The organism is Blautia sp. LMAG:36, from assembly GCF_008680535.1.
Taxonomy (GTDB): Bacteria; Bacillota; Clostridia; order Lachnospirales; family Lachnospiraceae; genus Blautia_A; species Blautia_A fusiformis.
This window is the reverse complement of sequence record NZ_NALB01000010.1, coordinates 317,965-339,997: the sequence shown is the minus strand read 5'-3', so window position 1 is coordinate 339,997 and position 22,033 is coordinate 317,965. Positions and strand designations below refer to the sequence as shown.

Below are 22,033 nucleotides of genomic sequence, written 5' to 3'. Positions count from 1 at the left end.
GTGCATGACTTGCCATATGGAAGGTAATTTCTTTCACTGATTTAATTGCATAATCTCTGTCTGTCATCAGTTTCAAAATCTCCTTATCATCATCACACTAACTGGCGGTCTTTCAGACCAGTTCGCTTTCCCCATGATTTTGATGGGAAGCAATTACTTACTACAACTTGCAGAAGCGGATATCCAAAAGGCATTGTGGGAGCTGCCTTTGCTGACCGAAATCCATCTTCTTATGTAAAACCTGCAGGAATATAAAGGGAAAGTGACTATCCCTGCCGATTAATAATCCAAATAATATCGTCTATACCAATCTCTCCTTATTTTTCAAAGCATCTGTAAAATCGTTTTCTATCATTTGGTTATAAAGTCTCTTCTGCGCCAGTTCATCTGTATAATACGCATAGTCATGATTATAATCTTCCATAACTGTTTCTGCCGCCATAGATGCATAATCATATATGGTAGCTATTGAAAGATTCTTATCTATATTTTTGTAAATACCATATTTAATCTTTATTCCTTTAATCGGAGCATTCTCTACAAACTCATTAATAACATTGTCCATTCTCCGATGATCCAGCTCACAATCATCACTTAATAAGCAGAGAAAAGATGCTTTTTCTTTTCTCACCGGTGCTGCTCAAGTTCATAATGCCTAACTCATCTAATCTTATATCTGAATCCTCACTTGCAAACGCAAACACTATTTTTTCGAATGTATCTGCATTTCCAATTCTTGCACATTTCATACGATAACGCAAAATATCATTACCATTTTTTATCCTGTAATGTATTGTGAACTGTGAGACCAGTTGCAGTTGTTTGCATATATTATTAAAATCCGTAGCAACCAGCATTTTATTTCTGTCTTCTTCAAATACATTGGTCTCTATATACTTTTGTATTACGGTTTCATATGTTTTCTTCTCGTTCATTAATTCATCTAACTCTGTGTTTTCATTTAGATGTCTATAAATCTGAATGTACTGATCTTGACGATTTACGCAATATATACTACTAAATTCATTCCCCAAAATGTTAATAATATCCGTAATCAGCATTTTTCCCCTTACTCTTCATTTACATATCATTTTATTGTAATCCCTTGATCTTTTTCAAAGATACTTTCGCTGTTGTTCCAAAGTTTCCATGTCTCTCTTTCTTTAAAATACAACGAAAAGTGAACTCTTATGTACTTGAAGAATCTGAAATACGATTCCTCCCTGTAAATATCAATCTGTTCCACAAAGCAAGTGACATGCTCCCACCACTTAAATCTTACGATTTTGAAGTGGGGGCTTCCTGCTCGATTACCCTTTAGGGCAAAGCTAAAACAGGCTATCCCCGCGTGTCCCGCGGTTTTGTTTTTTATGTTTATCCGGTTACGGATTTTTTTCTTGTGCCGTCAGGCACATTCTTTATAGATTCTTTTTCCTTCTTCACGGATATTGACTGCTGCATTCACATCCCGGTCCATCCTATTTCCACATTCACAAACATACATTCTATCCGACAATGCCAGTTCCTTTTTCTTATGTCCGCATACACTGCAGATCTTGCTGGATGCAAAATAACGGTCTACTTTTATAAGATGTTTTCCACATTCTTCCAGCTTGTATCCCAGCATGAACAGAAACTGCCCGTACCCGTTATCCTGCACACCTTTCCCAAGGTGCAGTCCTCCGGACATTCCCTTCAGATTCAGATCTTCCACACATACTGCATCATATCTTTCCGCAAGCTCCCTACTGAGCTTATGCTGGAAATCTTTTCTCTGGTTCTTTATCTTTTCATGACATAAAGCTACCCTTTTTTTCTGTTTCTGATAGTTCCGGCTTCCTTTTTCACAGTGGGAGAGCTTTCTCTGTTCTCTTGCAAGTTTTTTCTCTGCTTTTCTGTAAAACATAGGGTACCCGGCTCTTTCTCCTGTAGAAAATACACACATTCCCTGCATGGCAAAATCGATCCCAAGAAATCTCTCTGCCGGTCTTTTTTCCACTGTTTGGTTCTCACAGCAGAACAAAAGGCTGGCAAAATATTTCCCGGATGGCTCACGGCTCACAGTTACAGACTTCAGTTTCCAGTCTGATGGAATCTGACGGTGAAGTTTTATCTTTATGACGGACATCTTTGGAAGCTTCAGATGGGTATCCTGCAAAAGGATATTTCCGTTTAGTGCATTGGTCGTATATGAATTTCTTGCATGCTTCTTTGATTTATAACGTGGAAATCCGCAGGCTGGTTCCCGAAAAAACTTCCGGAACGCACTTTCCAGATGCAACTGCGCATTCGCCAGGGCAAGGGAATCCACCTCCTTCAGCCATGGATATTCCTTTTTATATCCGGCCGGTGTGTTCCGGAGCATCTTTTTTTCTTTCTGGTAATAGCTGATCTTATCTGCAAGCATCTGGTTATAGATAAAGCGGCTGCAGCCGATTGTTTGCTCTATCTGAACTCTCTGCTCTTTATTTGGATAGATCCTTATTTTTACGGTGCGGTTCATTCTTCTCACCCTGGCTTTCTATATACTGCCGTATCGTTTCAATCGTTGCTCCACCTGCACTGAGCAGACCGAAGATCTGACCCCAGAATGCATCTTTCATGGTCTAACTCCATTATATTTATCGTCCTTTTTCTTATATCGACGGATATGTATTTATGAACTAATTGTTCTTTTTCAGTATACTACATCAGGGAAGGGAGAACAAGTGTTTCTTTTATACTATAGAGATTTTTTTGAGCAGATATGCTCAGATGTGCAATTCATCTCACCACCTGAAGATGTGGGAGAATTCTTGCTACATTTGTTAAAATTTATTCTTCTCAGTGGCCTTAATATATAGTTTATCAAAATATAGAAGAAATGGATATATATTTTCTTTTAATATTTTTCTAAAAAAGCTTTATTTTATCACTCTCCAGTCACCGGACGCATCATGGAAAGCAGCTCCTTCCGGTAATGATCGGCCTTTTCCTGATTGCCCTGTTCTTTCCGTACCATCTTTGTGATTCCCGGATACTGTCCCGGGAAGCTTTCCAGCATGATACCATCTCCATAGATTAGGTAAACATCTCCGTCTGTCATATCTTCCTCTGTCAGCTTCTTTCCATTCTCATCCGTAAGCTTATCCGGTATCGTTCCGGAGAAAATCGTGTCCGTGTCCAGATCCGCAAAATACCAGCTGTTATCATCTGTATGAAAATACACTGCTGTCATCGGCTTTTCCCCGCATCCCGCCAGACAGAACATAACAAGTACCGCCAGCATCACGATCCATTTTTTCATTATTCCACCTCCTAGTCTCTGTCAGTATTTGATTATTTCGACTTCACACTGTGCTAGCACCATGAAAAACATTAATATTACTGACTTCTACAATGTTTTTTATCTGGCACTACCATTAGTGGGAGATTTTTGATATAAATTTAATTGATCGTTGGAAGTACTTCCATAACCTGATCAATCACTTCCACAATTCTCTGCATATCCATATTTTCTTTTACATCAGAACTATCATTCACGTTCAAACCATCTTGCCAGTCCTGGACAATAGATACTGCCGGGATATTCACTAATGCAAACGGATAATGGTCACTGTTGGTTGCCATTGTCAGGAAAAATCTGTCACTGGGTGTAAATAGTTCTGACATACTGTTTTTATTTAATTCTGCCAGTTTTTTCAATCCCTCATCATCATATTCCGCATTGTCTGGTCTTTTGTTTCCTTCGATCATCGCCATATAACCCAGATCACTTTTTTCTGCAATAGTATCAATATTTATTACTCCGATGATCTGTTTCCGCTCGTCCTCCGTCAGCTTACCAACATACCATCTTGAACCCAGCATATATTTCTCTTCGCCCGAGAACAGGATGAATTTTATATTATACGGTATCTCTGTATCTTTTAAAATCCTTGCCAGTTCAAGCACTGCTGCCACTCCGGAACCGTTATCATTGGCGCCCACCGAATCTTCTGCACTGTCATAATGGGCACTTATGATCAGATTTTTTGTAGTATCAATAGATGAGTTTTTTGTCACAATGATATTTTCACCAATGCCGTCAACAATTGCATTCTCGGCTGTTGATGCCAGAAACACATCCGCCTGCGAGGAATGCCTTATTGCATTCTCATTGTTTTCATCGTTATATTCGAATTTCTGGTATTCTATATTGTCATATCCCAGATTGCCAAAATATTCACTAATATATTCTTTTACATTCTGTATTGCATCAGAATTTATTGGACGCGGTTCAGAAGTGATTTCATCGATGATCTGTTCAATATTCTGTTCCAAAGGCTCTATTATTGTACCGTTCTGGGTAACACTCTCCGCCATTGTCTGAATTGGTGCTATTAATGATATAACCATAATTAAGGCAATTGTAATTTTTTTCATTTGTGAGCTCCCTCATTTTACCAAGTATTAATCAGTATCTTTTATCCAATAACTTTCCATGCAAAACCATAGGCTACAACGAAAGCTTTTTTCCATACCATAAACATTATCATGTGATATACTTCTGCCAATTAAATCTCAGATTTTGAAAAAGGGACAGACATTGATAAATTTACTTAGTTCCATTCTGGGCTATGCACGGAACATTACAACCACATGATCAAAAGGCGGTAAATCTGATATTCTAAATGTACATTGTGATCCTTTTTTAACAAAATTAGCTTTTTTATCATTTATGTTATCAACTGATACTATTATACCATGAACTGCATCACCAACCAAGTGTTCTTTTTTGCTTTTACAGCGTTCGTACAGTGCTTTTACAATTCATTGCACATCTGTAAAGGAAAGAGACTTCTTGCTATATATTATGTTAAATTCCTGAAAGTATTTTCTTTGCGTTCTCCAGGTTATTTTTTCCATTTATTTTTAGATATACTTTACTGATTTCAGAAGGCTCTCCTATTTCTCTGCAGAGATCCTGTGCCTGGGAAATGGGTATGTAGATTTCGTTGCCTTCTATTACTACAGCGGCTTTACAGGGCATATATGAGGTTTGCGGTTCTCTTGCGGAATTGCCGGATAAAGTGGTAAGATCATCTGTGGCTTTGGAAGTATCCTTCTCTTTTTCATCCAGGAAATAAAAAATATTCAGGTTTTCACCCATCTCTAAAAATTTTTCCTGTTGTTTTTTTGAAATGGCATGATTATTATAGTCTTTCATATCCCGTAGGGAACCATTTCCCAGCAATAACAACGGCATCTTCCCCAGTTCATTCTGAGTTGGATTTTTTCCAAACGCATTCATATCAATTCCTGAAAAAGTCGTTGTTTCCGTATAATCTTCAATTTTGATGACAACCGGGACTTCTATGACTGGCCAGATTTCTTTTATACCTTTTATCTTCTTCGCTTTCTGCAAAAAATCTTCATCATAAGCCAGATCTCCAAGTGGGAGCAACACAGTAAATTGCCGTTTTTCTTCTTTCATACCTGCCAGTAGCACTCCTAATAATGTAAGTATCAATGCCAGCAGAAGTATGACAAATAAGGTAAAGCTGTCTATTTTTTTTCTTTTCAATGAGAAGCCGCCTTTCTCGCTTCTTCAAGAAGGATATTTTTCTTATGAAGCTTTCTGACCAGAAGCAGGATTATGGAAATAAGCAGTACTGCAACAACTGCAGCTATGGAATACCACCAATTATTGGTTTTCTCCTGGTCATCTTCAACCTTTAAGGACTTTATCTGGGTTTCTTTGATTTCAGAATCAAATTTTATTTCTTCCTCATATGATTTGCCATCGGCATCCTCATACGTAAGAATTAATTGACCTGCACATTTTCCTGTTTTTCCTTTTACATATATGCGAAGACTTCCCTGGGATAAATCTCCGGCCTCTATGGTCCCTAAGAATGCAGTATCGTTTGAACTTAATTCATCAGCCTTTAAGCTGACACTTGCATTGTATATTTTGTCTCTTCCGAGATTCATTGCTTTTACCGGGATCTCTACTGTATCCATAGTGTATAAAACAGATGGAATATCTGAAGCTTCCAGCTTAACACGAACCGGTTGGATGATCTGAAAAGACAGTAATTCTGTACCGGTGGTTGCCGTTGCTTTCGAATCTTCATAATCCAGAGAAAAAGTAATGACAGCCTGGCCAGGATCACAGTTTTCTGTTATAGTAATCATCTGTTCCAAAGTAATTGCTTCACCAGGAGCCAGGACTTGTACATAAAAAGAGTTTTTCTCAAATTCGATTCCTTTGTTCTCTGTAGAAAGGGAAATTTTTAAACCAAATACATTTTGACTGCAGCTTTTATTTCGAAATGTCAGCGACATTTCTGTTGTAGAACCAGCCTCCAATCGTCCACCTGAAAGATTGCTGTCTTCTAATAATACCTGCGGTTTATGTAATATTTTTTCACTTGATGAGTCTGATGTTGAATTACCTCCTCCCCCACCGCCCGAATACCCGTTGTCTATAACCGGATCTGTTATCTGCGGGGCGTCACCGTCTTCCGGATTATCACTGTCTATTACAACATGAAAAGGATTCGATTTAGAACCATCACCAAAGTCATCTCCTGATGTAAAAATATCCGGATCCGGATTTTCTTTATCGGTATCAGCTTTATCAGGAGTCTTTTCATCCTCTGCCGGAGGTTCGGTACTCGGAGGTTCGGTACTCGTAGATTCATCCTCTTTTTCATCAAGGGTTAACGAGTTGTCATTCTCATAAGATACGGACGGATCTGAGTCCGTAAATCCTTCTTCAGCAGATGTAACTTCCGTGTTTTGAGGCTCTGTGGCAAAAACGGTAGCTGGAAGAAATATTATTGTCGTACACAATACTAATGCCGTTTTTACAAATAAATTTTTCATTATCAGGCAGTCCTTTCTCTTAAGATTCCTCCATCCATTTCATATACGTGGTCACATAAGATTCTGATGTCCTCTTCATTATGGCTTGCCAACAAAATGGTTTTTCCTGCTGCTTTTAAATCCAGCAGCAGTTCTCTTATTTCTTCCACGCCATGTTTATCCAGTCCATTAAACGGCTCATCCAGGATCAAAAACAGAGGATCTTCCATAATGGCCTGTGCAATACCAAGGCGTTGACGCATTCCAAGGGAATATTTTCCGACTGGTTTCTTCATGTCCGGATCCAATCCTACCCTTTTTAAGACTATGCGGATATCGGCCTTCGAGATCCGGCCATTCATGTCTGCCAGGATCTCCAGATTTTTAAAGCCCGTATATTGTGTAAGAAAACCGGGAGTCTCGATAATAACTCCAAGACTTTCAGGAAAATCCACATCATGGCCTATTTTTTTTCCAAATACAAAAATAGTGCCCGTAGTTACAGGGAGAAACCCACAGATGCATTTCATAAGGACGGTCTTTCCGGAACCGTTATTTCCAACAATCCCATAGACGTTCCCTGTTTTCAAGGAAAGATTTACTTCCTGTAACACGATGTCTTCACCGAAACGTTTGGTCACGTGTTCTATTTTTACGCAGGTGTTCTGCATCATTCCACTTACTCTTTGCGGATCACAGGCCAGATTAAATGTCCCTTCAGATTTCTTCCAATCTTCCATATAAAACACCTCCCAGAATTCCCAGCATTACTAATAAAAACAACAGTAGAAATAGCCAAACTCCTATTTTGTCCGGTCCCCAATTTTTATCAGCCAGTATCCATTCTACTGGATAAAACCATATCTGATTTTTAAAATAGCGGTCATAAAGAATAATTCCGAAATAGAAGCTTACAAAAGGGATTCCATATACCATGTAAGCAGAATCCCATAAAATCCCGCAGCTTCCACCGAAAGTACTTATGATACTTCCGATAAGTCCTGTCCGGAATGCCTTCATGAGCAAGTCCAGAAGTGCTTCTTTCTGAATAGCACCCTGTATCTCCAGCGGATAGAACACAATAAAATTGATAAAAAGTACCGTTAGTATAGATAACGTCCAGACCATAAAACCAGATACCATAATGGAAAAAACTTTACCTTCGATATACTGTCTGCGAGTCGTTCTGGGAAGTATCTCCTTTAAAAATCCACTTTTATATTCTTGCAGAATGGAATCACTCCATGGCAATACGGCTGCTACCGGAATGGCAAAAGATACTGCCTGACTTTTTAAGGAACCTTCCAGTATACTGATAAAAGTACCACATGTCAGTGCTTTTTTTAAGCTGGGATAAGTCTGTCCAATGGCTATGGAAATGCAGGCTATCAGCCATGCTGCCAGAAAATTCTTATTAAAAAACATACGTTTTGTTTCACCCCACATAGGTTTTCCCCCTTCCGATCATGTCTTTTCTCCAAGAAATTCAAAGGTATATTTTTTCATCCGGTTAATTGCAAAAACTGCAAGAAGAACTAAAATACCCAGAAAAAACATATAGGAATGCGGGATTTTCGGGAGCAATGGATCATAACCCAAGTTATGTTTTCCGTATACTGCCTGGTTCAGAGGACTGATCCAGCAGATTAATACATTTACCTGATACATTTCGTATTTTTCTTTATGTAAAATTGCAGCCAGTACTTTCGGGTCCAATAAAAAACCAAAAACACTGTAAAGAAGGCCAAAAATCATCCCCTTAGTCTTCCCTTTATAGAGATTTCCTACAAGGATTACAAAGCTTAAGGTCAGCGAATAACAAAACAGAAGGAAGAAAACCTGCAGCATACAGCCATAGGGTGAGATACTTTCCATGACCCTTACTGTAGAAGGGACCTGCAGGTTTTTTCCTAACTCTGAATAACCAAGCATAGCCGCAGTTTCGCTCCACAGGTTACCTGGATAACTCTTTTTCATACACAGCACGGCCGTAAACAACAGCATCAAAACCGTATATAAAACAGTTACAAGAATAACATAAATGAATTGACCTAAAAGCCATTTCCTCTTGGTTGTCCGGGTCAGCTGGTACGGAGTAATAGGTGTCATCTTCGGCAGGTCAGAAAACATAAGAAGCAAGAGCAGCGAACTGGACAGTACTGCTATCCCATCCCCAAATGTCCAGATAAATGGTTCAATGGCCTGTACCGGTGTATCGTAGGTCTCCATTACAACCATGATTCTGCCTGTAAGCAGGAAACTAAGTACAAATTCTAACAGAAATATAAAAATAACTTTGGGATTGCGTAAAAATCCGAAGAAATTGTACCTTACAATTCCAAATACCTGTCTCATGTCAGTAACCCAGATTCCGGTTTATAATACTGCCATCCACGGCATTAATGGTAAGGAAGCTTTCATTCGGATCTTTACTGGTATTTGATTCTGTTTCTCCGTTATATTCACTTTCTGAAGTCATGCTGCCGAAAAAATCCCAGACGGGGATCAAAATACCTGTGTGTGCGTCAGTAGACGGCTCATATATTCTGGCATAGCCAAGAACGATCCGATCAATATTATAGACCCTGGAATTTTCATATTGCATATTATCAGCGTTTGTTACCACCATCATTTTTTCATAAATTTTCATAACCTCGCTGAATGAAAGAAGATTTAAATTCTCTGTCTTTATTTTACCAATTGTGTAGGGATTTGAATAAGTCATGCTTTCTATGCCATCTTTATCGACATAGAAACAGAGACTTTCATAAGACCATGTTTCCATTGTGCTGTCCATATCTTCCAATGCCCCACCGTCTGCAATTGTCTGAGTTACCGGCACACCATTTATGGTACGTGCATAATCAATTCTATATCCTTTTCCAAAATTACCTGAACTATTATCGCCTTCAAAACTTTTGCACACCGCGTAATTCCAGTTAGAAAACTGTAAATCTGTGATGCCCATTTTTTCAACTTTTTCCTTTACAAGTTTTTTTGCTTCATCCAGGGACAGCCCGATAGATTCTTCTGTGGGTTTTTCTTCCTCTTCAGAATATCCGTAATCACACCACATTGCATCCTCCGGTATTTTTTCCCCGCCCTTGTTTGCTGCTTTCTTGATCTTGACTGACAAGGTATCGGAGCCAGCGGAAGATATTTTATAATAGTATTGTGAATCGTCTGGCATTTGTGCAATACAATCGAAAGGATTTCCGGCAACAGGTTTTGCCTCTGTCAGGGTTTTCTTTTCCGGAGCAGTTTCATATTCCTGTTCCCATGTCTCAATATCTTCATAGATATCATAGACATAATTCCCATCATCATCTGTTCCATAGTTATACGGATCCAGGTTTCCGTTTGCAACGTCTTCTTTTAGTTCATCCAGAGTTTTTTTAATTTCATCCTTTGTCTTCACGTAATAACTATCCATGGTATAAAGTTTTGCCTCTGAGAAGAATGCGTTTGTAATACGGTCGAGAAGCTCCTGGGTAACTTCTGCCGCGGTGACAGAAATAGCAGATATCTTTTCCACTTCCGGAATTTCTACGCTTGCATCTGTATTTACCACGAGCTTGGCACTGTCATCTTCCACATGGCTTTTATAATTTTGAGGAGCATCAATGAGATTCCTGATGGTTGTCTTTGACTCTGAACCGTCATCGTTCTTGCTTTCAGATGCTTCTCCTTTAGAACCGCTAACATCATCCGCTTCCGTATAAGCATCTACAGCCTTGCTCCCCTTCGGCTTTACCAAAGAAGAATCCGGGGTCTGTGCGCATCCTGTAAACATTCCAATACAAAGCACTATTCCTGCAAACTTTTTAATATTTTTTCTCATTTCTGGTAAAATCTCCTTTCTAAGGTTGTTATAAGTATATCATCGAGCATTACACCAAATCTTTCGCGATTTGTAACTGATATGTAAACGTTAGTGTGATTACCAGAAAACAGAGACGGTAGTTCCTTTTCCCGGATTGCTTTCAATCTTCAGTTGGAAATCGTGCAGTTCTATAATTTTCTGACATAAAGAAAGACCGAGCCCTACACTTCCTTTTGCCCTGGAACGAGATTTGTCTACCATATAAAATGGTTCCGTCACCATTTCCAGATCCTCTTTCGGTATTCCCTTTCCAAAATCCTGAACCATCAGATGGTCTGGGGTTGCCTCAAGCACAATTTTAGATTCTTTCCTGGAAGCTTTGACTGCATTATCAATTAGATTTGTCACTACACTTATCATTAAGTCCTGATCGAACTTCTTTACCAATTCTTTTGGTTCACAAAATACATCAAGAGAGATGTTTTTTTCTTGAAGCCTGCAATCAATGAGTTCTTTTACTTCTTTCAGGAAATTATCCACCTGTATTTCAGCTGGATTGAATGAGTCTTCCGAAGCTTCGTAGAGTCCGGTTAATTCCAGCATTTTCATAGAAAGTCTTGAAAGCCTGCGACATTCATTTTCAATATAAATCAGAGCCTTCTCCTGCCTTTCCGGGGTTAGGCGCACAGTAAGCAATGTATCTGCATAGCCTATGATTGCAGTCATTGGGGTCTTCAGCTCATGAGCCAGACTTCCAATAAGCTGTTTTTGTGTCCGGTTTATGTTAGAAAGACTTTCAATTTGTTCTTTTATTTTACCTGTCATAAAATTAAAGGTTGCACCTACCTGCGCAAGTTCTGTATTGCCCTCTGACGGTACTTTAAAATCATAAATACCTTCAGAAACAAGAAGCGTAGCTTCTCTTAGGCTTGTAAGCGGTGCTGTGATTTTTCGAAGGCTCAAATAAAGGACAATTCCCATCACCACGATCAAAGATAAAGTAAATCCACCCGTCTGAAAAAACAGCAGATGACTTTTTTCTATTACATCTGTTATATCTTTATAAGTAACAATCTGATATCCCATATTTACATTGCCATAGTAAAATAACAAAAGTGTCCTTCCATTTATCTGACTGATCATAGGGCCATGACCGTCACTGTTGCTGCCATGATCCACCATGTTTGCCTTACTTTCACATAATTCTCTTAACTTTTTTACATCGAATTCATAAACAGTTCCATTATAGATCATTTTTCCATCAAGATATAAAACCGCGCTGTCATGAAAAACCTGCCGAAAAGCATAAGTAACTATTTGGGGGCGCATTTCGTTGTCGGCATTCTGTTTCTGATTGTCAGAAAGGCTTGTTTTATTTTCAAACTGTAAGATATTTGTTCTGAATATACTGCTTTCATAACTGTTGATATTCTGTATACTCTGATTTTTCCAACAATAAGTGGTATAGAGAAAGATCCCTGACGATACCAACAAAATGATACATGTAGTCTGAGAAAAGATCTTTATTAAGAGTTTCATAAATCCACCTCAAGTCTGTAACCGATTCTGGGAATTGTTTTAATCTTATCCTGCCAGCCAAGCTTTTTCCTGATACGACCCACATGTGCATCCACAGTTCTTGTTTCTCCGCAGAACTCTTCATTCCACAGTTCCTGCAGAATCTGATTCCTGGTCAGTGCTTTATTCGGATTTTTGGCGAACACCATGAGGCAGTTATATTCCATTGGCTTTAAATAGATTTCCATGCCCATTTTTGTAACAGTACGACTAGCAGTATCAATGATGACATCACCAATTTGAATCTGTTCTTGTACAGTGCCATTACGTTCCAGTACTTTTTCAAGACGGACCATCACTTCCAGCATTTCAAATGGTTTTACAATATAATCTTCTGCACCGTCTTTTAATCCCTTTATCTTGCTCGCGATATCTCCCTTTGCGGTAAGAAATATTACGGGGATTTCATACTGCTTCAGTTTCGGTAACAGGCTATATCCGTCTCTTCCGGGAAGCATGATATCTACAAGTGCACACTGAAACGCATGATCTTGAATAATTGCTTCATATGCCTCATTTCCATCCAGATATCCCACTGTTTCATACCCTGCAATCTCCAAATTCATACATAGCAGGTCATTGATTGACATTTCGTCTTCTATCACAAGAATTCTTGCCTTCATAATTATTACCTCACATGTTTTTATAACTATCTTTTCACAGGTTAATTATACATTAAATTCTATAATGCAGTTGTAACTGATTTGTAACAGCAAAAAAGGAAACCAAAACCATTCTGTGAGAATAGTTTTGATTTCCTGTATAAACCGTTATTTTCTGATCGTTTATAACGCTGGTGAGAACATCTGGGAGCAAATAATCAGTCTTTTATGAATCCCAAATATCTGCATCCCTGATAAGTCAGCACTCCGGAATCTCCTTTTTTTATATTTTTAAATGCTTTCTTGTCAACATCAAATTCTTTTTCTGTATAGTCCGTCATGCGGAATTTGATTTTAAAGCTGGGGATATCATGCACTGTAAAACCATGACTTCCTGTCGGGTCACCTGCATTTGGTATCTGCTGCTGATATATTTCCCCTATTTTTTCTGATACAACAGCATCCACAGATTCTACGGAAGAATTATTATTTTTACTCCATTCCAGAATCATTCGAAAGAGAGACAATGCAAATACAAAAATTATTAAAATCACTAGAATTTTCATACGTAGCCTGATTCCTTTCATTTACCTTTATCAGATCGTGTCATTCAAATCGCATCCACTGATGATGCGATTCCATAAGTTCTCCCGCTTGTCCATTCCTTTGGTAAAATAGGGAAGTCTTTCCTCTTCCAGACGAAGCACATTTCCATTCAGATAATTGTCAATCCGGTATCCTGTACTTTTAAGTCTTGTAATTACGCCACCAATTTTTATATCCAGAATCTCATAACCAAATGGCTTTGCATCGTTCATCCAGATTTTTTCTCTTGATGATTTCATATCTGTCATCTTTTCTTTTTTCTCCTCATATACAGGAAACATTTACCCACTCCTTTTTTGGCAAGATTTGTCTGTTTTTTCTTTCTATTTGGCATGAATTCCCGGTCAACCTGCTTTATAATACAGCCATAAGATAAAGTAAGGAGGAACAGACAATGAAAAGATTTAAAGCTTATATCGAATATGTAATGAATTTTTATGCCAACTATTACAGATTTTACCGGTAAGTGCAAAATATGGCTTCCGGATATAACCCGGAATCTGTATTTGCAGTTCATGTAGACCTTGTAATCAATAATTTCAGTATACGTTAGAATCCGTTTCCTGTACATGAACAGGATGCGTTAATATATAAACAAAATTTTACAGTTGGCAGACTTAGCCAAAAAGAACCGATATCAGTCTTGCAAAGACCTTGTATCGGTTCTTTTTGTATTTTCTCATTCTCTAATTATGGGAGGATTTTTCTGTATCACCGAAAAAACTTTTATTCCCGCACTTCAAGCCACTGGTCAATGTTCCCAAAATGTACCGCCTGCAGGTTATCTACATCAACCAGTTGCGGGAAGCTGTTTCTGATGATCATGACACCATTTTCCTTATCCTGTTTTTCTCCACCGCCAGCGATGCCTCCCATGGTCCTATCAAGTGTTAAAACCGTTCCATCTTTATAACGCACCTGGTCAATACTAGTTCTGGCATAAAGATCCATGCCATAATCCGTACCTGCGTACTCAAATTTGTTTTTTTCATCTTCATACACCTTCATAGCTTCATCATAATCAAGATATAATGACCATAAAAGGGGCGTTACTTCCATTTTTTTCACTGTGATTTCATAACCTCCAAAATCACATTTCCGGTTCACTTCCAGAGTTGTCGGAGGCTTTACTGCACCCAGAGTCCATTTAAAATCCCATGTTCCATCTGTAATAACAGTCGTATCATAATCTCCTTCCTCCGTAAGATTCTTTAATGTGATTTCTACTGTTTTATTACTCAGATCATAATCACCGTCATAAGATATACAGGCGTTAAAATATTTAAGATGTGCAGAATTTTGATCTGTTTTCAGTAACACATCCTGTCCTACCCCAGTATTGAAACTTCCAAATCTGTTATCGTCCACTGCATATACTTCTTTTCCATCGATCTTAAAATGTGTCATCTCCTCAAAAGAAGTATGATCAGTCATAGAAATACTGTCATCTGTTTTCACTTCAAAAAAAGCATACAGGAATCCCTGATCCTGAATAGAATCTGTCAGGGTAACCGTCACACCATTTTGTGTTACAGACTGGTCTATATTCTGAATATAAGTTGATTCCTGCAGTGTCTCCTGCTGTTCCTCCGATGGATTCAGTCTTTTCACCAGGTAATCACTCCATTTAAAGAACTCTTTTGCAGCCACAGTGACAGCCATACCAGTACAGATTACTGCTGCTGCAATCAATAATCGTCCACTGATTTTTTTTCTTTTGTATTTTTTATCAACTGAATCCGCCTGTTCAATCTGTTTTAGTGTATCTTCAAATTTATTATGAAAATCCTGTGGTACTTCCGGTGCGATATTATTCCATTTCTTCTCTAACATGACATTTTCCCCTTTCCTGTTATTCTCTTTAATTGCTTGCTGTTTTTCCCAGTTGCCGGTCTTTTCTCTTCTTCGGATAACTGCACCTTCAAAAACTCTCTTGCACGTGAAAGTCTGCTTTTGATCGTTCCTTCCGGAATATCCAGAGCCTCACTGATCTCTTTCAAGGAAAATCCTTCTAAATAATACAATGTTACCAAAACCCTCAGATCCTCCGGAAGTTCCATAATCGCCATATACAAATGACTGTATCTGTCCTCCTCAGTCATTTTCATATTGTCCATATATTCTTCATATGGAATAACATTTTTTCTTTTCCGAAGAATCCCTTTGCATTCATTGATCAATATCCTTGTGATCCATGTTCGGAAATATTTTTCTTTCTTTAAAGTGGAAAGTTTTTCATATGCCTTAAGAATTGTTTCCTGCACAGCATCCCCACAATCAGAGTCATTCTTCAGAATGGACTTCGATATATGATACAGCATGGCTTCTGCATCCCGAACCTCCTTAATAAATACATCTTTTGTCATAACTTTGTCTTCTCCTTTTGTCCAGCTGGATTACTACTCATGTTTACTTTTACACTAATTAGATGCATCGGAAAGGAAATCGGTTCTCATAAAAGTATTTTTTTCCGTTGCCTCTTCCATTGCCAACGAAATATCTACTTTTTTTAATCGCTGTTCTGTTTATGTTTGTATTTTTTATGTAATTCCGTAATATATTCCTCAAGCTTCTCTTTGTCTTGCTTTTCACAGGCGACAAAAACAAAACACTGCTTAAATCAATCCGATATGCTTTTACTGTTTTCTCACCCAGTTTCTCTGTATATGTGCAATAATTCCAGAAACGGTGCTAATTTATCCGGTAGTTTCATTTTTACTCTCTTACGTTTTTTTCATTCTCCGTATTATACTACCATTTCACCAGAATATTTTCAGAAATTTTACAAACAAAAAAATAGACATAAGTAAGATCATACATGACAGAATCACTCCTTGCATTGCCAATCAGATCCGGATTCGGATATTCATCAACGATGGATACCAGGTTCTGTTTTGTATACCAGCTGTCACAAGGGATGATGACATGATCTTTGCTGTGAAATTCAGGCATAACCTGCCGGATCATGGAGGCTGCCAGTTCCAGTTTAGACTCTTTTTTCTGCCACATACGATAACCAAGAGGAACGGAAAGATGAGATACTTTATCTCCATTCCAGACAGGTACGCAGAGCATGACTCTCACAAAGCAGTGTCCATTCAGATAGTTGGAACCGTTGTGTGCGGCTCAGTATAGATAATATCAGCAGAAATAAGGTATCTGCTGTCGGAACAGAAAAAGTTTCAAAATAGATCAAAAAATATTGCTGAAGTCTACCTATCAGTGCTTTTTTCGCTGTATAATGTTTTTGCCGTACAGGGTCACTTTCCTTTGTAATGTTTTATACCAAATTCATTATGCATCAGGAAATCCTGTACGATATTTTTTTATAAAAAAGTTGTAAAGTGGTGTATCAATATCATAATTTTCTAAAATTGAAACTTTTTGCTCTTTGACAGGATATATAAGAATGTAAAGGTTAAAAGCTTTTAATTTTTGAAAATATTAAAAAGAAAGTAGGATTGATATGACAGATGAAGCAGAACTTTTGCAGCGTCTCAGGAACAGAGAAAAAAATTCCATAGATGAAGCAATCCGAATTTATACGCCGTATTTGAGTACTGTTTTGTATCATATGGCCGGCAATTCACTGCCGAAAGAGGATATTGAAGAAATTGTGGCAGATGTGTTTGTTGTACTTTGGAAGAATACCGGGAGGATAGATTTGCAGAAAGGTACATTACGGTCATATCTTGCTGCTGTTGCCCGGAATTTTGCTCTGAAACGGATAAACAGAAAGATGGATCATACATCTCTTGAAGATATTGAACTGTCAGATGGCAAAAATTTCATGGAAGAGAATTTTCACAATAATTATGTAAGGGAAACAGTTATGAGCCTTGGCGAACCTGACAGCGAGATTTTTGTAAGGCGGTATAAATTTGATGAAAAAATCAAGGATATTTCAAAAGCAATGGGACTTAATATTTCTACAGTTAAGACCAGACTTTCAAGAGGAAAAAGAAAACTCAGAAAAATGTTATCGGATGCGGAGGAAAAATTATGAGAAGAAAAAATTTGCTTAAAGAATTGGGAATACAAAAACAGGCAGATACTTCCTGCAATGCTCTTGATATTGATACAGAGAATATCAGACAGAGAGTTTATGCAAAACTTGACTTCGCAGATACAGAAAGGAAGCAAACGACTATGAGATCAAAAAAGAAAATATTACCTTTGTTGATAGCTGCAACACTTACAATTGGAGTTACTGCTATGGCAGCAACAGGAAAGATTTCAATGTGGACAGGTTCATCTGCATCACGTGCTGATTATACATCTCTTCCAACGTCAGAACAGATTACAAAGGATATTGGGTATAGACCGGTATTGATTGATACCTTTGAGAACGGGTACTGCTTCAAAGAGGGCAATATTATAAAAAACAGTTTTAAGGATGGCAATGCAAATGTAATTGAGAATTTTAAATCTGTGTCCTTTGATTATCAGAAGAATGGAGATGTTGTATTGTTTGAACAGCAGAAATTTAACTCAAAACTTACTCCGTCAGGTGATATTATTGCCACTGTAAATGGAACAAATTTGTATTATGTACATTATATAAATAAAGTGGTATCAGATGATTACGAATTGACAGAACAAGATAAAAAAGACCAGTCCAGTGGAAAAGTTGTATTCAGTTACGATGACAGTGCTTCTCAGATTGAAGTCAGTCAGGTTCAAAGCGTTAACTGGAATAAGGATGGCATCCAGTATGATTTGCTGCAAATAGATGGAAAATTATCTGCCGGAGAACTTGCAGATATGGCGAGAGAGGTTATTAATAACAGAAGATAAAGAAAAAAGATGGTGGATTCAGTCCGGTTCACCATCTTTTTGTAACTGTTGTGGAAATACCTGTATCGCAGCTGATACATAATATGTTATAATTTACAGATAGTGTAGCTGTCCAGAACTTTTATAGTTCTGTTCAATCTTTTATACTGTCAACAATTCAGCATTTTTTATGATATCTTTTATCTTTTTTTCGTCCATTTCAGCTACATCCGCGATCTGAGCAGCTGTATAACCTTTGTTGTACATTTTCATAATCATTTCCCGTTTACCCATCTCAATTCCGGTTTCAATTCCAGTCTCTTTAATTTTCTGGCTCAAATTACACATAATACTCACATCCTCTCTAAAATCCTTTTCCATTGGAATTGCATATTCATTTCCAATGATATCCAGTTTTTCGTTTGCTGTTAAATCCTGAGATAACAATGCTCCCAGTAATCTATGTAATTCATATTTCTCCTCATGCTTCGGAAGTTCTTTGGCAAGTCCGATCATTACGATATTAACCAAGTCCAGTTTGCCTTTCCATGCATGGGAATTTACAATACTATCTTTCACCAGGTGAATGTGTTCCAGACTATTTTCCGGCATATTCATACAAATCCAGATGGAATAAACTCGCTTGATATCATTATAATTTGAATTTGAAAAATCTCTTTCCTTTTGTGAGGAAATCATACGGCTTACATAAAAGATTGCCCGATTCAATATATCATACCCATTTGGTTCGTCCTTTTGGGCTTCTACATTGATAATAATCTGCGATAATCCATCCTTCATCCTGACATAGAATATAATGTCAAATCGTATCATTCCCTCATGAAGTTCCGGGTTTTCAGAATTAAGACCAACTCAAAATTGGTGTCCAGGGCTATCCTTTCGCCTGATAGTTTTCACACAGTTCAGAAAAGAAGCTGTTCTTTCAGTTTCCATTTTCTGTTCCTGGAAGTAAAGGCTGCCTCCACAGAATTCAGAAGCAGCAGCCTTTTCTGCTCCTGGGTAAGATTTAACAGAGATTCCATATATCGGAATTCCCGGGAAAGGGTTGTTCTTTCGATCGCCGGATCATCGGTATTTAAGGTTACCTTAAGTCCCATTTCGAGAAATGCTTTCAGCGGATAAGCAGACATTTCTTCCATAGCTTTTGTCTGGCGGTTGCTTGTAGGGCACATTTCCAGAAAAACCCCCTTATCCTTTACAAGCTGTATCACTTCCTTATTTCCCGCGATCCTCACACCATGACCGATCCTGACTGCCCCCATATGGACAGCTGTTTTTACATCCTCTGCATTTCCGGCCTCGCCTGCATGGATGGTAAATGGAATCTGATATTCTCTTGCTTTTGCAAAAAGCGCCTCGTAATTTTCTGTTGGAAAGAGTGCCTCGGCTCCTGCAAGATCGATAGCAACCACGCCGCCATCTTCAACAAGATATTTTTTTGCCAGCTCCAGAGTTTCCAGATTTTCTTTCTGGTTAAGATCACCGCGCATACAGCATAAGATCAGATTACCGGGGATGGGAGCTCTTTTCAGACCACGTAATGCAGCATGGATCGCTGTTTCCTGAGTCATTTCCTTCTGTGTATGGAGCTGTGGGGCAAAACGAAGTTCTGCGTAGATCACACCGTCTTCTTTCATTTCAGAAAGGATAAGATAAACAGCCTCTTCCAATGCCTCTTCTGTCTGAAGAAGGGAAAGAGGCAGGTCAAAGCATTTCAGAAAATCATTGAGATTTTCGCAGGTATCCGGCACAGAAAGGAGAGAAAGAAGCTCTTCATCTGTGGCAGCCGGAAGCGTGATCTGCTGCAATGAGGCAAGTTTTCTGGCTATCTCTGTGGTAATGCAGCCGTCCAGATGTGCGTGGAGATCGATGTAGTGATCAATTCTATTTTCTGTTTTCATAGGCGCTAAGTACCTCCCTGGTTGGATTTATTCTTATCCCTGAAATGGTTTTGCGTTTCTTATGGTATCTGTCGGAAGGAAATATTAAGGTGAATTCCGGGTTATATTTCCTGTGTGGCTTTTTTTAACCAGGATTGTTCTTCTTCATTCAGATACGGAGAAATCTTTTCGTATACAAGGGCATGATACTGATTGAGCAATTTGCGCTCTCCTGCTTCCATCTGTTCCGGATCGACACCTTCCAGATCAAATGGGACCAGAGTCAGTGGCTCAAATTTCATAAACTGGCCGTAGGATGTTTTTTCGGCTTTTTTGCAAACTACAAGATTTTCGTGACGGATGCCGAATTCATTTTCCGCATAATATCCCGGTTCATCGGAGGTGATCATCCCTTCTTCCAGAACAGGAGCCGGAAGCGCGGCAGGGCTTTTCCAGCGGAAGCTCTGCGGTCCTTCGTGTACATTGAGAAGATAACCTACGCCATGGCCGGTTCCGTGGTTGTAATCCTCTCCCATAGCCCAGAGAGGTCCTCTAGCCAGGGCATCCAGATTCAGGCCGGTACAGCCGTAACGGAATTTTGCTGCTGCCAGGTTCAGGTGTCCACGGAGTACTGCTGTGAAATATTTTTTTTCTTTTTCAGTAACCGGGCCAAGTACAACGGTGCGGGTGATATCAGTAGTGCCCTCCAGATAATGTCCGCCTGTATCCATCAGAACCAGCCCTTTTGGCTCCAGTGGAATATTGGTTTCTTCTGTTGCACTGTAATGGACAATGGCTCCATGTGCACCGTAGGCAATGATGGGATCAAAGCTGTTTCCCTGAAAATTCTCCTGTCCGGAACGGAATTCATAGAGCTTATCAGCAGCGGAAAGCTCGGTGATCTCCTTCATTCCCACATTCTTCTTCAGCCAGTGGATAAACTTCACCATTGCAACGCCATCTTTGAGGTGGGCAGTCTTTTCATTCTGGACTTCGGTTTCATTTTTGATGGCTTTTGGGAGAAGGGTCAGATTTTCACCGTCCAGGATCGTTACCGTCTTTGGAATACTGCTGACCAGCCGGCTGTTTACATTGCTTCTGGAAAGAAATACCTTTTTCTCTTCGGGGATCGTCTGTACATAGGTGTAAATATCATCATATGGATAAATGGCAATACCGTCTTTGGAAAGTGCTTCCTTAACAGAATCCGAAAAGGCTTTTTCATTGACAAAAAGACGGAGCTCACTGTCATCCAGCACAAGATAGGAAAGAACTACCGGGCAGCAGTGGATATCATTTCCGCGGATATTTAAAAGCCATGCAATGTCATCAAGGGAAGTGAGGATAAAGAGGTCTGCGCCCTTCTCTTTCAGTTTGCTGCGGATCTCACGGATCTTGTCTGCTCTGGATCTTCCGGCCCATTTTTCGGATAATTCCATTACCGGTTCACAGGAAAGTGCCGGACGATCATCCCAGATATTTCCGATGAGATCCTCATTTACAGAAAAATGTACCTGTTTTTTCTGAAGGATTTTTTCTAGCGTCTCTGCTTCTTCTGCGCTTACGGTACGGCCATCGAAGCCGAGACACATTCCCTCTTTCAGATTTTCTTCCAGGAATTTGTGGATCGTTGGTACGTCCGGTTCTCCCATCTTAAACAGAGTAACCGGAGTTCCCTCTAACTGCTGTGCAGCCTGGATAAAATATCTTCCGTCTGTCCAGAGTCCGGCCATGTCCTGCATGATCACGGCAGTTCCGGCAGAACCGGTAAATCCGGTGATGTATTTTCTGCATTTAAAATAATCCCCAACATACTCAGAACCATGAAAATCATCGGTCGGAACCAGATAAGCATCGATTCCCTTTTCCTTCATTTGTTTTCGAAGAGCTGTGATCCGTTCTGTAACTGTCATAAT

General features: G+C 39.0%; 24 protein-coding genes. 2 read left to right on the top strand and 22 right to left on the bottom strand.

Annotated elements, in window-relative coordinates; genetic code table 11:
- Positions 1–301: 301 nt before the first annotated feature.
- From CCC17_RS14070 to CCC17_RS13980, 19 genes are all read right to left on the bottom strand, one after another.
- Positions 302–565, bottom strand: coding sequence for a hypothetical protein (locus CCC17_RS14070; protein WP_015524971.1), 264 nt, complete (start codon positions 563–565; stop codon positions 302–304).
- Between the two features lie 25 nt (positions 566–590).
- Positions 591–1,061 (bottom strand): hypothetical protein, encoded by a 471-nt coding sequence (locus tag CCC17_RS14065; RefSeq protein WP_015524970.1) that lies wholly within the window; start codon positions 1,059–1,061, stop codon positions 591–593.
- A 344-nt stretch (positions 1,062–1,405) separates the two neighbouring features.
- On the bottom strand, positions 1,406–2,503 hold the full coding sequence (locus tag CCC17_RS14060; protein WP_287083269.1) for an RNA-guided endonuclease TnpB family protein: 1,098 nt from the start codon (positions 2,501–2,503) through the stop codon (positions 1,406–1,408).
- Positions 2,466–2,603 carry a hypothetical protein gene (locus CCC17_RS14055; protein WP_287083289.1) on the bottom strand — a complete coding sequence of 46 codons (138 nt, stop codon included), beginning with the start codon at positions 2,601–2,603 and terminating at the stop codon, positions 2,466–2,468. The genes CCC17_RS14060 and CCC17_RS14055 overlap by 38 nt, the downstream gene beginning before the upstream one ends.
- A gap of 308 nt (positions 2,604–2,911) precedes the next feature.
- The gene (locus CCC17_RS14050) at positions 2,912–3,286 is read right to left on the bottom strand and encodes a hypothetical protein (protein ID WP_015524968.1); all 375 of its coding nucleotides are present in this window, start codon (positions 3,284–3,286) and stop codon (positions 2,912–2,914) included.
- A 140-nt stretch (positions 3,287–3,426) separates the two neighbouring features.
- The gene (locus tag CCC17_RS14045; RefSeq protein WP_242872569.1) at positions 3,427–4,404 is read right to left on the bottom strand and encodes a M28 family metallopeptidase; all 978 of its coding nucleotides are present in this window, start codon (positions 4,402–4,404) and stop codon (positions 3,427–3,429) included.
- A gap of 433 nt (positions 4,405–4,837) precedes the next feature.
- Entirely contained in the window at positions 4,838–5,455 is a 618-nt protein-coding gene (locus tag CCC17_RS14040) for a hypothetical protein (RefSeq protein ID WP_179978753.1), read from the bottom strand.
- An 86-nt stretch (positions 5,456–5,541) separates the two neighbouring features.
- Positions 5,542–6,852, bottom strand: a complete 1,311-nt coding sequence (locus CCC17_RS14035) for a hypothetical protein (RefSeq protein WP_117592330.1) — start codon at positions 6,850–6,852, stop codon at positions 5,542–5,544.
- A 2-nt stretch (positions 6,853–6,854) separates the two neighbouring features.
- Entirely contained in the window at positions 6,855–7,505 is a 651-nt protein-coding gene (locus CCC17_RS14030) for an ATP-binding cassette domain-containing protein (protein WP_044925097.1), read from the bottom strand.
- Between the two features lie 43 nt (positions 7,506–7,548).
- The gene (locus tag CCC17_RS14025; RefSeq protein WP_287083288.1) at positions 7,549–8,277 is read right to left on the bottom strand and encodes an ABC transporter permease; all 729 of its coding nucleotides are present in this window, start codon (positions 8,275–8,277) and stop codon (positions 7,549–7,551) included.
- Between the two features lie 18 nt (positions 8,278–8,295).
- The gene (locus tag CCC17_RS14020; protein WP_227222975.1) at positions 8,296–9,069 is read right to left on the bottom strand and encodes a hypothetical protein; all 774 of its coding nucleotides are present in this window, start codon (positions 9,067–9,069) and stop codon (positions 8,296–8,298) included.
- A 118-nt stretch (positions 9,070–9,187) separates the two neighbouring features.
- Positions 9,188–10,672, bottom strand: coding sequence for a DUF6034 family protein (locus CCC17_RS14015; RefSeq protein ID WP_287083287.1), 1,485 nt, complete (start codon positions 10,670–10,672; stop codon positions 9,188–9,190).
- Between the two features lie 99 nt (positions 10,673–10,771).
- Complete coding sequence (locus CCC17_RS14010) at positions 10,772–12,193, bottom strand: sensor histidine kinase (protein WP_195274590.1); 1,422 nt, start codon at positions 12,191–12,193, stop codon at positions 10,772–10,774.
- Positions 12,190–12,855, bottom strand: coding sequence for a response regulator transcription factor (locus CCC17_RS14005; protein ID WP_005423065.1), 666 nt, complete (start codon positions 12,853–12,855; stop codon positions 12,190–12,192). Before CCC17_RS14005 ends, CCC17_RS14010 begins: the two co-directional genes overlap by 4 nt.
- Positions 12,856–13,052: 197 nt before the next feature.
- Entirely contained in the window at positions 13,053–13,421 is a 369-nt protein-coding gene (locus tag CCC17_RS14000) for a DUF2500 domain-containing protein (protein WP_287083286.1), read from the bottom strand.
- Between the two features lie 9 nt (positions 13,422–13,430).
- A complete protein-coding gene (locus CCC17_RS13995; RefSeq protein ID WP_287083285.1) occupies positions 13,431–13,721 on the bottom strand; it encodes a hypothetical protein in 291 nt (96 codons plus the stop codon).
- 445 nt (positions 13,722–14,166) lie between these two features.
- Positions 14,167–15,273, bottom strand: coding sequence for a DUF4179 domain-containing protein (locus CCC17_RS13990; RefSeq protein ID WP_118036982.1), 1,107 nt, complete (start codon positions 15,271–15,273; stop codon positions 14,167–14,169).
- Positions 15,267–15,806: an RNA polymerase sigma factor gene (locus CCC17_RS13985; RefSeq protein WP_092070500.1), complete on the bottom strand. Its 540-nt coding sequence runs from the start codon at positions 15,804–15,806 to the stop codon at positions 15,267–15,269. The genes CCC17_RS13990 and CCC17_RS13985 overlap by 7 nt, the downstream gene beginning before the upstream one ends.
- Positions 15,807–16,191: 385 nt before the next feature.
- Positions 16,192–16,524, bottom strand: coding sequence for a hypothetical protein (locus tag CCC17_RS13980; protein ID WP_330577348.1), 333 nt, complete (start codon positions 16,522–16,524; stop codon positions 16,192–16,194).
- Between the two features lie 382 nt (positions 16,525–16,906).
- Here CCC17_RS13980 and CCC17_RS13975 point away from each other — a divergent pair, with 382 nt between their 5' ends.
- Together CCC17_RS13975 and CCC17_RS13970 are read left to right on the top strand one after the other, a co-directional pair.
- Positions 16,907–17,446, top strand: coding sequence for an RNA polymerase sigma factor (locus CCC17_RS13975; RefSeq protein ID WP_287083284.1), 540 nt, complete (start codon positions 16,907–16,909; stop codon positions 17,444–17,446).
- On the top strand, positions 17,443–18,237 hold the full coding sequence (locus CCC17_RS13970) for a hypothetical protein (RefSeq protein WP_287083283.1): 795 nt from the start codon (positions 17,443–17,445) through the stop codon (positions 18,235–18,237). Before CCC17_RS13975 ends, CCC17_RS13970 begins: the two co-directional genes overlap by 4 nt.
- Before the next feature lie 141 nt (positions 18,238–18,378).
- On the opposite strand, the gene CCC17_RS13965 is transcribed toward CCC17_RS13970, so the two are convergent.
- The 3 genes from CCC17_RS13965 to CCC17_RS13955 form a co-directional block, all read right to left on the bottom strand.
- The gene (locus CCC17_RS13965) at positions 18,379–19,050 is read right to left on the bottom strand and encodes a PD-(D/E)XK nuclease family transposase (RefSeq protein WP_330577347.1); all 672 of its coding nucleotides are present in this window, start codon (positions 19,048–19,050) and stop codon (positions 18,379–18,381) included.
- An 89-nt stretch (positions 19,051–19,139) separates the two neighbouring features.
- On the bottom strand, positions 19,140–20,138 hold the full coding sequence (gene add, locus CCC17_RS13960; RefSeq protein WP_129975887.1) for an adenosine deaminase: 999 nt from the start codon (positions 20,136–20,138) through the stop codon (positions 19,140–19,142).
- A 101-nt stretch (positions 20,139–20,239) separates the two neighbouring features.
- On the bottom strand, positions 20,240–22,030 hold the full coding sequence (locus tag CCC17_RS13955) for an aminopeptidase P family protein (RefSeq protein WP_129975885.1): 1,791 nt from the start codon (positions 22,028–22,030) through the stop codon (positions 20,240–20,242).
- Between the last annotated feature and the right edge of the window lie 3 nt (positions 22,031–22,033).

What these genes read in the sequence shown, in the direction of transcription:
- CCC17_RS14055 (WP_287083289.1), bottom strand. Translation starts at nt 2,603, where the DNA reads ATGAAAGATGCATTCTGGGGTCAGATCTTCGGTCTGCTCAGTGCAGGT.
- CCC17_RS14030 (WP_044925097.1), bottom strand. Translation starts at nt 7,505, where the DNA reads ATGATGCAGAACACCTGCGTAAAAATAGAACACGTGACCAAACGTTTC.
- add (WP_129975887.1), bottom strand. Translation starts at nt 20,138, where the DNA reads ATGAAAACAGAAAATAGAATTGATCACTACATCGATCTCCACGCACAT.
- CCC17_RS14010 (WP_195274590.1), bottom strand. Translation starts at nt 12,193, where the DNA reads ATGAAACTCTTAATAAAGATCTTTTCTCAGACTACATGTATCATTTTG.
- CCC17_RS14060 (WP_287083269.1), bottom strand. Translation starts at nt 2,503, where the DNA reads ATGAACCGCACCGTAAAAATAAGGATCTATCCAAATAAAGAGCAGAGA.
- CCC17_RS14050 (WP_015524968.1), bottom strand. Translation starts at nt 3,286, where the DNA reads ATGAAAAAATGGATCGTGATGCTGGCGGTACTTGTTATGTTCTGTCTG.
- CCC17_RS14035 (WP_117592330.1), bottom strand. Translation starts at nt 6,852, where the DNA reads ATGAAAAATTTATTTGTAAAAACGGCATTAGTATTGTGTACGACAATA.
- CCC17_RS13990 (WP_118036982.1), bottom strand. Translation starts at nt 15,273, where the DNA reads ATGTTAGAGAAGAAATGGAATAATATCGCACCGGAAGTACCACAGGAT.
- CCC17_RS13985 (WP_092070500.1), bottom strand. Translation starts at nt 15,806, where the DNA reads ATGACAAAAGATGTATTTATTAAGGAGGTTCGGGATGCAGAAGCCATG.
- CCC17_RS13995 (WP_287083285.1), bottom strand. Translation starts at nt 13,721, where the DNA reads ATGTTTCCTGTATATGAGGAGAAAAAAGAAAAGATGACAGATATGAAA.
- CCC17_RS14020 (WP_227222975.1), bottom strand. Translation starts at nt 9,069, where the DNA reads ATGGTTGTAATGGAGACCTACGATACACCGGTACAGGCCATTGAACCA.
- CCC17_RS14000 (WP_287083286.1), bottom strand. Translation starts at nt 13,421, where the DNA reads ATGAAAGGAATCAGGCTACGTATGAAAATTCTAGTGATTTTAATAATT.
- CCC17_RS13970 (WP_287083283.1), top strand. Translation starts at nt 17,443, where the DNA reads ATGAGAAGAAAAAATTTGCTTAAAGAATTGGGAATACAAAAACAGGCA.
- CCC17_RS13955 (WP_129975885.1), bottom strand. Translation starts at nt 22,030, where the DNA reads ATGACAGTTACAGAACGGATCACAGCTCTTCGAAAACAAATGAAGGAA.
- CCC17_RS14005 (WP_005423065.1), bottom strand. Translation starts at nt 12,855, where the DNA reads ATGAAGGCAAGAATTCTTGTGATAGAAGACGAAATGTCAATCAATGAC.
- CCC17_RS14070 (WP_015524971.1), bottom strand. Translation starts at nt 565, where the DNA reads ATGGACAATGTTATTAATGAGTTTGTAGAGAATGCTCCGATTAAAGGA.
- CCC17_RS14015 (WP_287083287.1), bottom strand. Translation starts at nt 10,672, where the DNA reads ATGAGAAAAAATATTAAAAAGTTTGCAGGAATAGTGCTTTGTATTGGA.
- CCC17_RS14065 (WP_015524970.1), bottom strand. Translation starts at nt 1,061, where the DNA reads ATGCTGATTACGGATATTATTAACATTTTGGGGAATGAATTTAGTAGT.
- CCC17_RS13965 (WP_330577347.1), bottom strand. Translation starts at nt 19,050, where the DNA reads ATGATACGATTTGACATTATATTCTATGTCAGGATGAAGGATGGATTA.
- CCC17_RS14045 (WP_242872569.1), bottom strand. Translation starts at nt 4,404, where the DNA reads ATGAAAAAAATTACAATTGCCTTAATTATGGTTATATCATTAATAGCA.
- CCC17_RS14040 (WP_179978753.1), bottom strand. Translation starts at nt 5,455, where the DNA reads ATGAAAGAAGAAAAACGGCAATTTACTGTGTTGCTCCCACTTGGAGAT.
- CCC17_RS14025 (WP_287083288.1), bottom strand. Translation starts at nt 8,277, where the DNA reads ATGTGGGGTGAAACAAAACGTATGTTTTTTAATAAGAATTTTCTGGCA.
- CCC17_RS13975 (WP_287083284.1), top strand. Translation starts at nt 16,907, where the DNA reads ATGACAGATGAAGCAGAACTTTTGCAGCGTCTCAGGAACAGAGAAAAA.